Here is a 14,379-nt window from a genome sequence, read left to right as displayed (position 1 = left end):
GCGCCCGGCGTCTCTTCAGGCGGAGTTGAACATGGCAGATCAAATCATCCCCACGCATACGTGCGAGTACGACGTCGCGATCATCGGCCTCGGACCGACCGGCGCCACGCTGGGCAACCTGCTCGCGCTCCAGGGTTTGCGGGTGCTCGTGCTGGAGCGCGACAAGGACATCTTCGGGCTGCCTCGCGCGCTGCATTTCGACGGTGAATGCATGCGCGTCTTCCAGACCCTCGGCATCGCCGATGCGCTGCTGCCCAATCTGTTCGTCGGTCCGGGCATGAAGTTCGTGAACGCGCAGGGCCGGTTGCTGATCGACTGGCAGCGTCCGACCTGCATCGGACCGCACGGCTGGTGCGCCAGCTACAAGTTTCATCAGCCCGAACTCGAAAACGCGCTGCGCGACCGTCTGGCGCGGCAGGCGAACGCCGACGTGCGCTTGCGTCACGAGGTCTTCGCGCTCGACGAAACCGCCGAAGGGATCCAGCTGCGCTTCGAGGACACGAGTTGCGGCAGGTTCGGCCGCGCCACTGCGCGTTATGTAGTGGGCTGCGACGGCGCACGTTCCATTGCGCGGCGCTTCATGGGCACCGAACTGACCGATCTGAAATCGCACGAACGCTGGGTCGTGGTGGACGTGATGCTCGACGCGCCCCGCCCCGATCTCGGCGACTACTCGATCCAGTATTGCGACCCGGCCCGCCCGTGCACCTACACGCGCGGTCCTGGCAACCGGCGTCGCTGGGAAATCATGGTGATGCCCGACGACGACCCCGCGCAGCTCTCTTCCTCCGACTGGCTGTGGGACAAACTGGCGCGCTGGGTCACGCCTGCCGATGCGCGGCTCGAACGCTCGGCGCTCTACACGTTCCATTCCGTCGTCGCTCGCGGCTGGCGGCGCGGCGCCTTGCTTCTGGCAGGCGACGCGGCGCACCAGACGCCGCCCTTCATGGGACAGGGCATGGCCGCGGGCATTCGCGATGCATCGAATCTCGCGTGGAAACTCGGCGCCGTGCTGCGCGGCGAAGCATCCGAATCCCTGCTAGACACTTATGAATCGGAACGCTCGCCACATGTGCGCGAGTTCATCGAAACCGCCGTGCAACTCGGCGCCGTGATCCAGATGACGCATCCCGATCTGGCGAATGCCCGGGACCGCGACATGGCCGACGCCATCCGCCGTTTCGTCACGCCGCAACCGCAGCTTGGACCCGGCGCGTGGCAGGAGGACGCATCGGGCACTGCAGGGCACGTCGCGCCGCAGCCTCGCCTCGACGACGGCCGGCTGCTCGACGACACGGTCGGTTATCGCTTCGCGCTGGTCGCGCTGCCGGGCGTGCTCGCCGCCTGCCCGGATCTGCACGAACCGGCGGCGCAGGCGGACCTCGTGCTCGTCGAGAGCAACGCGGCTCCGGTGCGCGATTGGCTCGCAGCGACAGGCGCGGTCGCCGTGCTGCTGCGGCCCGACCGTTACGTGTTCGGCGTCGCACCGGACCTGCAGGCCGTGGACGGTCTGCTCGCCCGCGCTTTGCCGCGGTATCGCATGGAACACGCCTGAACGCATCGCGCATTTTGTGCACGTCGTGCATTGGACACAGAAGCCAGTCTTACGGAGAAATCATGGAGACAACCCGCAATCCCATCGGCGAGACCGGCGGCGCGCCCGCGCCGGGACTGTCGCGCGCGCAGTGGAAGATGATCCTCATCGCGAGCCTCGGCGGCTCGCTGGAGTTCTACGACTTCATTGTGTACGGATTCTTCGCCCATCACATCGCGGCGCAGTTCTTCCCGAACGCGTCCGCGCTGCTGAGCATGCTGGCCGCGTTTTCCGTGCTGGCGATCGGCTATGTGATCCGCCCGCTCGGCGGCATCGTGCTGAGCAGCTGGGGCGACCGCTTCGGCCGCCGCCCGGTGTTCATCGGCTCCATCATCGTGGTCACGACCGCGACCCTCTGCCTCGGGGTGTTGCCGAACTTCCAGAGCTGGGGCATCACGGCATCGATCGCGCTGATCGTGCTGCGCATGATCCAGGGCTTCTGCGTCGGCGGGGAAATGCCCGGCGCCATCACCTATGCGGTGGAGGCCGCGCCGCGACGGGCTGGTCTTGCCGCAGGCATCATCATCTGCGCCGTCAACGTGGGCGTGCTGCTCGCGACGATCGTCAATCTCGTCATCCAGACGGTGCTGTCGAGCGCAGATGCAGCAGCGTACGGCTGGCGCGTCGCGTTCCTGTTCGGCGGAGTGTGCGGGATCGCTTCGTGGTGGATGCGGCGCAATCTCGACGAATCACCCGAGTTCAGGAGAATGCATGGCGCCGTGAACCGGCAGCCGTTTCGCGAAACCTTGCGGCATCACGGCAAGGCGGTCACGGCCGCGGCGCTCACCATCGCGGTGATGGCCGGCGTCAACGGCATCCTGTACGGACACATGCCGGCCTATCTGGTGCAGCAGCTTCACTATGCGCCGAAGACCGCGGCGCTCGCGCAGAATGCCTATCTGATCGTCAGCTCGTTCGGGCTGCTCGCCGCCGGCTGGCTGGGAGACAAGGTGCCGCGCCGCCATCTCCTGCGTGCCTCGGCCGCGCTGCTTGTGCTCTTGAGCTATCCGTTCTATCAGGCGCTCGTCGGCCACACGGTCAACCTGATGGTGCTGTTCGTGCTCGCAGGCGTGGTGTTCTCGCTCGCCAGCGGAACCTGGGCGTCCGTGCTTGCCGACCAGTTTCCCACCCAGGTACGATTCAGCGGCATCGCGCTCTCGTATAACGCGTCGGTGCTCGTGTTCAGCGGCTTCGCGCCCTTGCTGGCGACCATGCTGATTCGCGAAACCGGCTCGCTCGCCGCGCCGGCTTACTTCGTGATCGGGGCCTGCGGCATCGCCTTGATCGCAAGCTTCGCACTGCCCGCCGGCCGCACGGCATCGCCCGGCGAATTGCCGACGCATCGGCTCGAAGGCGAGCCCATGCACTGACGCGTCGTCCGTGCGGCCATCAAAGGAAAACCGCTCCATGATATGCAAACGTCTTCCCGCGTTCGACCGGACCGCCGCCAGCGAAACACAGCGCGCCGTTCTCGACGAGATCGAGAACGGTCCGCGCGGCAATCTGGATGGTCCTTTCCTGAGCTGGATCCACAGTCCGGCGCTGGCCAGCCACGCGCAGCGGCTCGGCGCATTCTGCCGTTATGAAACAGGGTTGCCGTTGCGGCTCTCGGAGCTGGCAATTCTGGAGGTGGCGGCGCACTGGCGCTCGCAGGCCGAGTGGCACATTCACCATCCGATCGCGCTGAAGGCCGGCCTGCCCGCCCACGTAGCCGAAGCGCTTCGCCAGGGAACGGCTCCGGCCTTCGACGATGACGACGATCGCCTGATCCACACCTTCGCAAGGGAATTGAACGAGACGCGCCGGGTGTCCGATGAGACCTACGAGCGGACCGTTGCGCGGTTCGGCCATGTGATCGTGGTCAACCTGACCGGCTTGCTCGGTTACTACACGCTGGTCGCGATGACCTTGAACGTCTTTGAAAATCGCGCGCAAGGGCAGGTCGAACTGCCCTTTCCGGATTGAGCCCGTGCCGGGATCGTTCGGCAGCGGGCTGGCTACCCGTCAGGCGATCACTTCCTTCGACCACCCCGCGAACCACTTGCGGAACAGCTCATACTGCGTCTCGGCATAGCGGCGCTGGGCTTCGCTGAGCACATCGGTTTCGTTGAAGTGCAGCGTGTATTCCTTGTCGCCGTTGAGCACCATCAGATACTTGTAGTACAGCACCAGATCGGTTCCTTCGTCGAACGACGACAGCACGGCGAGCGCCGCCTCGAGTTCGCGCGCCTGGCGACGCGCGGTGACATCGCCCTTCGCCGCCTTGCCGCACAGGTCCACCAGCAGCAGCACTTCACGCGGCAGCGCGTTGCCGATACCGGTGATCGCACCCGTGGCGCCGCAGTTGACGAAACCATGGAAGACCTGCGTATCGACGCCTGCCATCAGCGTGACGGTGTCGTCCTGGCTGGTGATGTGCTCGGCGGCATAACGCATGTCCGCGGCGCCGCCGAATTCCTTGAAGCCGATCAGATTCGGGTACTTCGCGCGCAGTTCGAAGAACAGGTCAGCGCGCGTGGCGAAACCGTAGTACGGGCTGTTGTAGATCACGGCCGGAAGCGCGGGAGCTGCTTCGAGGATCGCGGAGAAATGCGCCTTCTGCGCAGCCGCCGATGCGCCGCGCGACAGCACGCGCGGAATCACCATCAGCCCGTGTGCGCCGACCTTGGCTGCGTGAGCCGCATGCGACACCGCTTCCTTCGAGTTCACCGCGCCCGTGCCGACGATGGTCGGCACACCGGCGGCCACGAGGCGCGCCACGCCTTCCTGGCGCTGCGCTTCGGTCAGGAGCGGCCAGTCGCCCATCGAGCCGCAGTAGACGACGGCGTTCATGCCCAGGCCGACGAGCTCGCGCCCTTTCGCGACGAGTGCGTCGTAGTCGGGCGTGCGCTCGGCCGTGCACGGCGTCATGAGCGCCGGAATGGCACCCGTGAAAATGTTCTTGCTCATGTGCTTCCTCTGGGCGTTGAATGATTCTGCATGGAGGGCGTGCCCGCGTGACGTTTCGGCGGCGGCTTCATGCCCTCGGCCATGATCTGAAGTATCGCCAATCAAAAGGCCTGCGGCTTGCGTGCATTCGCGCCACGAAAAGACGAAATCGGCACAGTGGCGCGTGGCCTTCGTGGCCCCTGGCGACGCTCGGCGGTGCGCAGCAGCGCGCGATACTGACTCGGCGTGATGCCCACCGTCGCCTTGAACTGACGCGTGAAGGCGCTGTGGTCGATATAGCCGCACTGCGTGGCGACGCCGGTGATGCTGTCGTCGCTGGCAAGCAGTCGCGACGCGGCATCGAGCCGGGTCTTCAGCAGCATCTGGCGCGGCGATTACGCCTTCGGTCATCGCACGCATCATGCTTCGAGCAAGGTCTCGATGCGCGCGGGCGAGAACGGCGGACGCTGTCCTTCCGGTCCCCAGCCGAAGCAGAACGCAGCGGCCTCGCCGCAGATCCGGCCCTGGCACGGACCCATGCCGCAGCGTGTCTGCAACTTCGCGTCCCGCCACGTCCGATACTGCGCCGCCTCGCCGAAGCGGACGTCCTCGCAACGGCACAGGATCGTGTCGGGAGCCGCGAGTGCGCGCAGTGACGGATCGAGCGCGAAGGCTTCGTGCAGGCGTCGAGCGAAACGCCGGTAGCGTGCGCGCTGACCGAACAGTGCTTGCGCGTGGTCGCGCTGATCGAGCGCCGCATGCGCCGCGATCCGGCCTTCGAGCGCGGCGAGCTCCATGCCGCCCACGCCCGTGCATTCGCCTGCCGCAAGGACATGCGGCACCGAGCTCGCCTGCCATTCGTCGACCTGCAAGGCAGTCGTGCCGTCCATCGTGGTCATCAGTTCGCAACCGAGCGCCAGTCCGGTCTGCGTGTTCGGCACCAGACCGTATGCGCACGCAAGCCGGTCGCATGCGATTCTTATGTCTTCATTGCCACGCCGAATGCGCGCGTGCGTGATGTGTGACTGGCCTTCCGCTTCAGCAACGTGAGCGCCGCAGTAATAAGGTGTCGCGCGCAGATCGAAGCGCATGCGCAACGCCTGGACGAGCTTCGCAGGCGTGCCTGCCAGCCCCATGGCGAAGCGTCTCACGTCACCCGGAGCGGCTTGCTCGACAATGGCCGCCACCTGCGCGCCCTGCTCCCGCGCGGTCACTGCCGCTGCCCAGAGCAACGGTCCGGTTCCGGCAATCACGATCCGCTCGCCCTGCACCGGCACGCCGCCCTTGATGAGTGCCTGCAATCCGCCCGCGCCCGTCACGCCCGGCAGCGTCCAGCCGGGATACGGCAGAAAGCGCTCGCGTGCGCCGGTAGCCACGATCAGCTTTTCATAGCCGATCCGGTAGCCGCTCGATGCATCCTCGACGAGAAGCTGTCGCTCGGGCAATCCCTGCACCACGCGAGTCCCGCCGAGATGCGTGACGTTGCCGGAGCGCGTGAGCGTATCGATGGCCGTTCGCGCCGCGCCCTTCGCGGGATGGTTCGGTCCCTGCCGCCAGATCTGGCCGCCGGGCAACGCATTGTCATCGACGAGCGCGATCTTCGCGCCCGCCTCGGCCGCTACACGTGCCGCCTGCAATCCCGCCGGCCCCGCGCCGACAACCAGAATGTCGTACTTCATTTCCGTGAGAGTCCCGTCTCGATCGACATGTCCTGTGCGCACACCGTCTGACAGGCGAGTCTGTGCCGCACGCCGTCGATCGTGACCCGGCATTCCTGGCATACGCCCATGCCGCACAGCGGACCCCGCGCCGCGCCGCTCACCGAGCGTCGCGTGACCGCATTCGCGCCGCCGGCCGCAAGCGCCACCGCCGCCGCGACCGAACTGCCGCGCGCGACGCTGACACGATGTCCGTCGATGAGCACCGCCAACTGCGTTTCAGACATGCGCGACTCCCTCGCTGACCCCTTGCACGGAACGCGTATCGCCGAAGCGCGACGGCAGGAAAGGCGTCGCATCGATCGCCACGTCTGCCTGCGCGCCCGTCATCTGCGCGGCAATCAGCTTCGCGGTCCCGAGCGCGGTCGTCACGCCGAGCCCTTCATGACCCGTCGCGAGCCACAGCGGCACGGTCTGCGCACCATCCGCCGGACCGATCAGCGGCAGACCGTCGCTTGTGGCGGGCCGGAAACCGGTCCACGCGCGGATCGCGTTGAGCGTCGCCAGTTGCGGCAGATACTCGCTTGCGCGCCGCAGCATGCGCGCCAGAATGGCCGGCTCGATGGCCGGATCGACGCTGTCGAACTGTCGCGACGAACCGATCAGCAACTGCCCGGTCGGACGCGGCTGCACATTGAACGCCACTGAGGTGCCCGTCGTGTTGTGCGCGCTCTTGATGTAGCCCAGTTCGAGAATCTGATGGCGGATGGTGCCGGGATAGCGGTCGGTGATGAGCAGATGCCCTTTCTTGGCCTGCATCGGCAGATCGGGCAGCAGTTCCGTGGCCTGCAGGCCGTTGGCAAGCAGCACTGCGCCCGCGCGAAGCTGTTCGCCATCGGCGAGCATCACGCCTTCGCCAGTAAGCCGCGCGACCTGCGCGCCAGTCCGGCAAGCAATGCTTCCATGCCCCGACGACGCGCCCATGTCCGATACATTGCCCAGCAGCCACGCGGCCGCCGAGGGCGCGTAGACCACGGCATCGTCGGGGACGATCATGCCGCCGCGCAAGCCGTCCCGCAAAAACGGCTCCGCGTCGCGCAACTGCCGTGCGTCGAGCATCTCGCACGCGATACCCTGACGCATCAACGCATCCCGGCGTTCCGCGGCGAGGTCGTATTCCTCGTCGTCGGCGGCCACCCAGACAGTGCCGCAACGCACGAACGCCTGACGCGCATCGAGGCGCGGCGCGAGATCGAGCCACAAGCGCCGCGACCACGAAGAGAGCGCAAACTCGGCCGGCGTATCGTCCATGACCACGACGTGGCCCATACCCGCCGCCGTCACGCCGCCGCCGATGCCCGCGCGATCCAGCACCAGCACATTCGCGCCCTGCAGCGCGAGTTCATGCGCGCACGCCGCCCCGACAATGCCCGCGCCCACCACGATCACATCCGGATGCCGAAGCCCCGACCCGGCACTCATGGTCATGTGCGGATGCCCCATGCGAACGGATCGTCGTTCGAGAAAATCAGCCGCGCTTCGGCGTTCACGTGCGCGGTGCCGCGAATGCTGGGCCGGATGAAGCCCGGCGCGAGCGTGTCGTCGCGCTCATGACTTGCCTCGAACACGCTGCCGACAATGCTCTCCTGCCGCCACGACACGCCCGGCGCGAGCAGCCCGTCCGCCGCGAGGCACGCGATCTTGGCGCTCGTGCCCGTGCCGCAAGGTGAACGGTCGTAGGCCTTGCCGGGACAGAGCACGAAATTGCGGCTGTCGATGCCGGGCGTGGGCGAATCCGCGAACAGTTCGATGTGGTCGATGACCGCTCCGTCTGCGCCCGTCACGCCGTTCGCTTCGAGCGCGGCACGGATGGCCCACGTGACGTCGGTGAGCGCTTCCACGCGTGCGTAATCGAGCGCCTGGCCATGATCGGCGACGAGGAAGAACCAGTTGCCGCCCCACGCGATGTCGCCATGCACGCGCCCGACGCCCGGCACATCGAGCGCCACGTCGGCCCGATAGCGATACGCGGGCACGTTGCGCACGGTCACGCTGGCGTCGTCGTGCAGTTCGGCTTCGACCACGCCCACCGGCGTCTCGATCCGGTGCATGCCCGGCGCGATCCTGCCGAGATGCGCGAGCGAGGCAATCAGGCCGATGGTCCCGTGACCGCACATGCCGAGATAGCCGACGTTGTTGAAGAAGATCACGCCCGCCGAACACGAGGGATCGTGCGGTTCGCACAGCAGCGCGCCGACCATTACGTCCGAGCCGCGCGGCTCGTTGACGACCGCTTCGCGCACGCGGTCGAAGTCGCGCTGGAAGATCGCGAGCCGTTCTGCGAGCGGCCCCCGGCCGAGATCGGGACCGCCGGAGAGCACGAGGCGCGTGGGTTCGCCGCCGGTATGCGAATCGACGATGTCGATATGAGAGAGTGTTTTCATGGCGAAAATCATAAGCAAGGGCCACTGCGCGGTCTTGGTCGAACACACCCGCGCCGATAACGATTTCGGCACAGCGGCGGCGGACCAGCGACGTCCTGGTCCCGATCTGCATGCGGCATGGACCAGCACATCGTCCTGCCGGCACCGCCAAGCGCGTGTACCATGCTTTGAGCTTCGGGATAACTCGCACGTGTGAACGGGAGACGATGCGATGCGCGTATTGCTCATCGACGATCACGCACTCTTCAGAGCCGGGCTCGCATTGCTCGTCACGGAGCGCTTTCCCGATGTGGAGCTGCTGCATGCCAGCACCCTGGCGCAAGGCATGCAGCTCGCGACGCAGGATCATCCGGACATCGTCTTCCTCGATCTCGAACTGCCTGACGGCCACGGCTGCGAGGGCCTCGTCCGCCTGAAGGACGCGCGGCCTGCCTTGCCCGTGGTCGTGATCTCCGCCGATGAACGCGTGGAGACGGTCAGCCGCTGCATCGAACTGCGCGCGATGGGTTATGTGCCGAAGTCGTCCTCGCCTTCGGCGCTGCATGCCGCGATCGGCGCCGTGCTCTCAGGGGGCGTGTTCCTGCCGGCTGTGAGCATCGCCGGCATGAGACGCGCGTTCGAAGCCGGTCAGGAGCCGGAGCCGCCAGTGCAGGAAGCACACGCGCCGTGGGACGCGCCAGGTTTCGGACTCACGCCCAGGGAATTCGAAACGCTTGCATGGCTCGTACGCGGTCTGCCGTCGAAGGCCATTGCCGCGAAGATGGGACTCGAAGACATCACGGTGCGCAAGTACATCAGCCACCTGCTGGCGCACTTCGACGTGCGGCGACGGACCGAACTCATCGTCATGATGGCCGACAAGGGCATCACGCTCGGCGTGCCGCCGGTCACGCATCCTTCGCCAGATCGACATTGACCCGCCGCCGGGCCGTGACGTATTCGCTGATCGACGCCAGCAGAGCCGCAGGCGCGGACGACTTGCGCAACAGCAGGAACGGTTGCGGGAAGTCCTGGAGGACGTGATCGGACAGCAGTTCGCCGGTGATGAACGCAACGGGGATCGTGCCCGTCCATGCGAAGTGCCGACGGATCCGCTGCGCCACGTCCGTGCCGGTGACGCCGTCGCGCAGGCGGATATCGGTCACGATGAGATCGGGGATGCGGGAGTCATCGGCGAGGATGGCTTCGAAGCCCGCCATCGATTCGGCCGCATCCACGCGTGCGCCCGCGCTCGACAGCAGACGCCGCAGACCTTCGAGCACGGCGGGTTCGTCGTCGCACAGCAGCACGTAGAGGCCGTCGAGATCGGGCGCGTTGGCTGGGATGGCCGTCTCGCTCGCGCACGCCGCGGGCTTCGCTTCGGATATTTTTGCGTAGAGCGAGAAGCGCGACCCGCGCCCTTCCACCGAGGCGAAGCTCATCTCATGTCCCGGCAGGATGCGGATTACACGCTGCACGATCGACAACCCCAGCCCCAGTCCCTTCGAGCGGTCGCGACCCGGATTGTTGATCTGGAAATACTCGGCAAAGATCGCCTCGCGATGCACCTGCGCGATGCCGATTCCCGTGTCGCGCACATCGATGCGCAGCCGGTCGCCGAGCCGTACCCAGCCGAGCACGACGCCGCCTGACTTCGTGTTCTTGATTGCGTTCGACACCAGATTCGACAGGGCGCGCTTGAACAGCAGGCGGTCGGTTTCGATGAAGGGCGGATGCTGCCGGCGCGCGCTGATTGCAAGGCCGATTCCCTGCAAACGCGCCGCCTCGCGGAATTGTTCGACCACTTCGGTCAGCAGGTCGTGCGTGCTGACAGGCGTCAGTCGCGGCACATACATCCCCAGCTCGCTGTAGTCCTGGATGTCCTTGAACATGCCGAGAATGTCGGAAGCTGTTTCCTCCACCACCGCGAGATCCCGCTCTGCCGCCTCTCCGTCCTTGATCCGGGCTCGCGCACTGCGTATGAAGAGATTGATTGCGGCGAGCGGCTGCTGGATGTCGTGATAGGCCGCTGAGAAGAACCGCTCCTTTTCCTTGAGCAACGCCTGCATGCGCTGATTCTGCTCGTTGACCGCGCGCGAGGCCGCTTCGACACGCGCCCGGGCCGCGCGCAGGTTACGCCGATAGATGAATTCGCGCCGTGCCGCGCGTTCGAGCGGAATGCTCACGATCACGCCGATCACATAAGTCATGACGATGACCACGCCGTGACCCAGCGCTGCCTCGGGATGCCAGCCGGGCTTCTCGTCGGGAGGTGCGAAAAGCAGCATCAGCAGATAGGCCGCGACACAGGTTCCTATGAGCCACGCCGCCGTGATCGCGCGAAGCCTGAAAGCCGTGAAGACCATGAACAGCGTAAGCGTCAGGATCGAATAGGCTTCACGCCACGGAAAGTTGCCGACATAGATCTCCAGCAAGCGCACGACGGAAAACCAGCTGCTGAATGTCCAGAGACTCAGCAAGCCGACAGCCCAGCGTTCGTCGAGTGCGCGCGGCGTCCAGAGCACGACGGGAATCAGCATGCCGATTGCGCCGCCTGTCCTCAACAGCAGGATTTCGGCATGGTGCAGATGCGCGGGATCGAGCACGTCGAGGCGTCGCGAATCGATGACGGAAAACAGAATCCACAACGCGGTAAAGATGGCAATGGCCAACAGACGCTGCGCAGAGAAACGGCGCGCATAGTCTTTCCTGAACGCCCGTTCCTGAGCCGCCGATCTGAACTTGCGCACCCCGAAACCTGACGATTTCATGACGATGCCCGGTCAGAAATTCCACTGTCCGCGAATGCTGCTGCATGCCGATCAAATCAGAATAGCAGCATGCGATTCGAAGGGACATATACACATGTAGCGATCCGAACGAGCTTTCCTGATTGCGGATATCTACATCTTTCTTTACCGGAAACTCGATACGCCTACCTGTGTGTCTTTAAAGCATGACGGCATCGACCGACACTTCACAGCACCTGATCGGCACGGGCCAATCAGGCTGACGAAGCAAACGTCCCGGGAGAACATCATGCAATGCAATCGAATCATCGCCGCCGGTATCGCACTGGTGGCAACGGTCACGGCAGGATCGTGCCTGGCCCAGTCCGCGACGGATCAGCCCGCCCCCTCGACGGCAACATCCATGCAATCCGACACGCCCGCTCCCCTCACGCGCGAGCAGGTCATGCGCGAACAGGCCGACTTCCAGAACAGCGCCCAGGCTGCGGAGATGCGCGAGATTTACCGGGGAGGTAGTTGAGAAGCTTGATGAGGACAACGCACGCGCAAGGAAGATGGCACTAAAAAAGTGAAAACATGGCCACGTTCCGGTGCCTGAAAATGCTATGTGCGTTACCCCACGTTAGAGAATCGATAGCCGCGCGACCGATTTTGTAATTACCTAATCTCCCTTTGCGCGGATGAGCGATCGCAATGAATCGCAACGAGGAGAGAAGGTTATGAATGCCATTCCATCGATGGTCAAGGCATGCCACGCTCTGATCTTCGCGCTTGCGGTGATGCCTGGGTTATGTTTCGCCCAGGCCAACCTGAACGCACGTTCATTCACCGATGTCGACGATACCGCCGACAGCACGGCCGACAACACGGTCGTATCCACTTCGAACGGACTCGCTTCGATTATCCAGCGTCTGCAATGCGCAGCGGGGCTGAATCCATCCGGCAACACCGCAAGCGTTTCCCTGACGGCGCAAATGGCGACGTATCAGCTTTACAACCCGTCCACGAACGCATTCGATACGGTGAACATGCGCTCGTACAACGGCTGTCCGGTGGGACCGACCATCAGCATCAAGACCGGGTCGACGCTCACGCTCAACTTCACGAACAACCTTCCGAAAAATCCGACCGATACCTGCCCGGCGAGCACCATTCCGGGCATCGAGCACATCACGCCGCATTGCTTCAACGACACGAACATCCACACGCACGGCCTGCATGTCTCGCCGATGGACCCCGCCGACAACGTGCTGCTCACGGTCCATCCGAAAGCCGATGTCCAGGCCAACCCTGCGCTGGGCGCGTATCAGCACAAGTACGTGTACAAGATTCCTTCCGATCATCCGTCGGGGACGTTCTGGTATCACGCGCACCTGCATGGCTCGACGGCAATCGACGTATCGAGCGGCATGGCCGGCGTGCTGATCGTGCGCGGCTCGCGGCAGGCGCGCAGCACCCAGGCGGGCAGCGCGGATATCGACACGATACTCAAGCGCCGTCTGCTCCCGCTGCCGCTGCGTGAACATGTCTTGCTGTTCCAGCAGATCGAGTACGCGTGCTTCTCCGATGCCACCTCCACCACGCCCCTGCTCGATCCCACGACCGGCGAGTGGACCTGCCCGGCGGGCAAGATCGGGCAGATTCGCGGCTATAACAATCAACTCGGCTTTATCTTCGATACGCGCGTGGGCCAGCCACCCGGCGCCAATTCATCGTGGATCGTCTCGGGGCATTACACGCAGATCAACGGCGTGGTGCAGCCGGTCTTTCCGAGTGCGCTGACCTTCGTGCCGGCGGGCGAGGTGCGCCGCTTCCGCATGGTGCATGGCGGCAATCGCGACACGATCAACGTGAAGATCGTGCGTGCGAACCTCGCGGTGCTCGGTGTGGCGGACTCGACTTCGCTGAGCGCGGCACAAGTCAACGCCGCCACCAACACGGCCGCCAACGCACTCTCCAACTCGCACACCAAGGCATCGCAAACCATCACGCTCGATCAGGTGTGCAGCGGTGAGGTCGTCAAGCAGCTGGAATTCGCCGAAGACGGCATCACGATGACGAACATGCTGGAAAAAGACGTCAACGCGATGAATCCCGGCTATCGCAGCGACGTGCTCGTGGCGTTTCCATCGCCGGGACTTTATTGCGTTCTCGATGAAGCCGCGCCCAGTTCGCAGACCATCAACTTCCGCCCGACCGCGACCAAGGTCAAGGATCGGCGCTTGTTGTCGCTCGCGCGGGTCGGTCCCGGCGTGAATATCCCGAACACGACGGAAGGCAGTCACTCGAAGTACTGGGTCTATATCCGCAATCAGCTTGTCGCGGCCAATCCGCTCCTGCCGTCCACGGTCAAGAGCCAGTTGAATTCGCTGCAATTGACCGCCTTTGCGCCGACCGCCGAAGTGGATGGTCCGATCGAACAGGTGAACAATGCGACGTTCGACATCACGCTTCCGACGGGCTTCACCATCAATGGCGCAGGCTATGATCCCGCCAGCATTCCCGTAACGGGTACACTCGGCACGACCGATGAATGGAACATCACGGCGTCGCCTTTTGCTCCGCACATGTTCCACATCCATATCAACAAGTTCAAGATCATGGACATCAAGAACGGCACGACGTCCATCTTCGATGCGAACGGCGACTGCAACTCCGGAGAAGGCACCGATACCGAGTATTGCCATCTCAAGGGCGTGGTGCGTGACACGCTGTTCATCAAGGCGGGCTATACGCTCACCATGCGCACCGTCTACGAGGATTACACGGGCGAGTTCGTCATGCATTGCCATATCCTCGATCATGAAGACCGCGGCATGATGGAAAACGTGCAGGTGGTCACCAAAGGGCAAGCCATGCTGCAACGTCTGACGAGCCCCATCACGGCGATGTCGAAGGACGCGAACCGCTGGCTCGCGCGTCTTCGTGGCGAGGATGAAACGAAGCTCGCCCTCGCCTCATCGTTGTGTTCCGCAAGGGATTACGCACGGCGTTGACCGGCGAAGCGCCCCGGCCGTGAGGCATGG

12 protein-coding genes and 1 pseudogene are annotated in these 14,379 nt (G+C 64.6%); 6 read left to right on the top strand and 7 right to left on the bottom strand.

All coding sequences use genetic code 11. The features are described from left to right. Positions 1–31 precede the first annotated feature (31 nt). The 3 genes from QCE69_RS22415 to QCE69_RS22405 all read left to right on the top strand — a co-directional run bounded on the left by QCE69_RS22415 (position 32) and on the right by QCE69_RS22405 (position 3,559). The gene (locus QCE69_RS22415) at positions 32–1,555 is read left to right on the top strand and encodes a bifunctional 3-(3-hydroxy-phenyl)propionate/3-hydroxycinnamic acid hydroxylase (protein WP_309933066.1); all 1,524 of its coding nucleotides are present in this window, start codon (positions 32–34) and stop codon (positions 1,553–1,555) included. A gap of 62 nt (positions 1,556–1,617) precedes the next feature. Next, positions 1,618–2,964, top strand: a complete 1,347-nt coding sequence (locus QCE69_RS22410; protein ID WP_309923266.1) for an MFS transporter — start codon at positions 1,618–1,620, stop codon at positions 2,962–2,964. Positions 2,965–3,001: 37 nt separating this feature from the next. Next, positions 3,002–3,559 carry a carboxymuconolactone decarboxylase family protein gene (locus tag QCE69_RS22405; RefSeq protein ID WP_309934165.1) on the top strand — a complete coding sequence of 186 codons (558 nt, stop codon included), beginning with the start codon at positions 3,002–3,004 and terminating at the stop codon, positions 3,557–3,559. A gap of 39 nt (positions 3,560–3,598) precedes the next feature. On the opposite strand, the gene QCE69_RS22400 is transcribed toward QCE69_RS22405, so the two are convergent. The 6 genes and pseudogenes from QCE69_RS22400 to QCE69_RS22375 form a co-directional block, all read right to left on the bottom strand. Continuing rightward, on the bottom strand, positions 3,599–4,543 hold the full coding sequence (locus QCE69_RS22400) for a dihydrodipicolinate synthase family protein (RefSeq protein ID WP_309923264.1): 945 nt from the start codon (positions 4,541–4,543) through the stop codon (positions 3,599–3,601). Between the two features lie 101 nt (positions 4,544–4,644). After that, positions 4,645–4,917 (bottom strand): annotated as a pseudogene (locus QCE69_RS22395) (helix-turn-helix domain-containing protein); the annotation flags it as partial. Positions 4,918–4,941: 24 nt separating this feature from the next. Beyond that, positions 4,942–6,201 carry an FAD-dependent oxidoreductase gene (locus tag QCE69_RS22390; RefSeq protein ID WP_309933064.1) on the bottom strand — a complete coding sequence of 420 codons (1,260 nt, stop codon included), beginning with the start codon at positions 6,199–6,201 and terminating at the stop codon, positions 4,942–4,944. After that, the gene (locus QCE69_RS22385) at positions 6,198–6,467 is read right to left on the bottom strand and encodes a 2Fe-2S iron-sulfur cluster-binding protein (RefSeq protein ID WP_309933062.1); all 270 of its coding nucleotides are present in this window, start codon (positions 6,465–6,467) and stop codon (positions 6,198–6,200) included. Before QCE69_RS22385 ends, QCE69_RS22390 begins: the two co-directional genes overlap by 4 nt. Then, positions 6,460–7,662 (bottom strand): FAD-dependent oxidoreductase, encoded by a 1,203-nt coding sequence (locus tag QCE69_RS22380; RefSeq protein ID WP_309934163.1) that lies wholly within the window; start codon positions 7,660–7,662, stop codon positions 6,460–6,462. The genes QCE69_RS22385 and QCE69_RS22380 overlap by 8 nt, the downstream gene beginning before the upstream one ends. A gap of 2 nt (positions 7,663–7,664) precedes the next feature. Beyond that, on the bottom strand, positions 7,665–8,624 hold the full coding sequence (locus QCE69_RS22375) for a 4-hydroxyproline epimerase (protein WP_309923259.1): 960 nt from the start codon (positions 8,622–8,624) through the stop codon (positions 7,665–7,667). A gap of 211 nt (positions 8,625–8,835) precedes the next feature. On the opposite strand from QCE69_RS22375, the gene QCE69_RS22370 reads away from it, so the two are divergent. Beyond that, complete coding sequence (locus QCE69_RS22370; protein WP_309923257.1) at positions 8,836–9,540, top strand: response regulator transcription factor; 705 nt, start codon at positions 8,836–8,838, stop codon at positions 9,538–9,540. Here the strand turns inward: QCE69_RS22370 and QCE69_RS22365 are convergent. Next, the gene (locus tag QCE69_RS22365) at positions 9,512–11,374 is read right to left on the bottom strand and encodes a hybrid sensor histidine kinase/response regulator (RefSeq protein ID WP_309933059.1); all 1,863 of its coding nucleotides are present in this window, start codon (positions 11,372–11,374) and stop codon (positions 9,512–9,514) included. The two genes, QCE69_RS22370 and QCE69_RS22365, sit on opposite strands and share 29 nt — an antisense overlap. Before the next feature lie 268 nt (positions 11,375–11,642). Between QCE69_RS22365 and QCE69_RS22360 the strand changes: the two genes are divergently transcribed. Beyond that, positions 11,643–11,873, top strand: coding sequence for a hypothetical protein (locus QCE69_RS22360; RefSeq protein ID WP_309923254.1), 231 nt, complete (start codon positions 11,643–11,645; stop codon positions 11,871–11,873). A gap of 199 nt (positions 11,874–12,072) precedes the next feature. Continuing rightward, a complete protein-coding gene (locus QCE69_RS22355; RefSeq protein WP_309933057.1) occupies positions 12,073–14,349 on the top strand; it encodes a multicopper oxidase domain-containing protein in 2,277 nt (758 codons plus the stop codon). Positions 14,350–14,379: the final 30 nt, after the last annotated feature.

The organism is Caballeronia sp. LZ032 (genome assembly GCF_031451315.1).
GTDB lineage: Bacteria > Pseudomonadota > Gammaproteobacteria > Burkholderiales > Burkholderiaceae > Caballeronia.
The sequence above is the reverse complement of the archived record's forward strand: the minus strand, read 5'-3'. Positions and strand labels throughout refer to the sequence as shown.